This window comes from Mesorhizobium sp. M7A.F.Ca.CA.002.04.1.1 (genome assembly GCF_004022805.1).
Lineage (GTDB): Bacteria > Pseudomonadota > Alphaproteobacteria > Rhizobiales > Rhizobiaceae > Mesorhizobium > Mesorhizobium ciceri.
Window position 1 is genome coordinate 1 of sequence record NZ_RZPL01001357.1, and the last position, 204, is coordinate 204.

Sequence of the window (204 nt, forward strand, 5' to 3'; positions counted from 1 at the left end):
CGCCGGGCAGTATTTCAAGCTTCCGTTGCGGTTTTGCGACTGCGGCGCATCAGCGCGGCGGTTTGTCGGCGCGGCTTGCCTGTCAACGAGAGGAGAGCGGCTTCTTCACGACCTTGAGCAAAGCGCGCTGGATGATCTCGTTGCCGGCGACGACCGAACCGTTGTCGAGCATGTCCTGGCCGCCATCCATGTCGGAGACGAAGC

Annotated in this window: 1 pseudogene; it reads right to left on the reverse strand. The window is 62.7% G+C overall.

Annotated features, from left to right (window positions below):
• Window positions 1–82: 82 nt before the first annotated feature.
• A pseudogene (locus tag ENZ75_RS35535) lies at window positions 83–204 on the reverse strand (inositol monophosphatase); the annotation flags it as partial.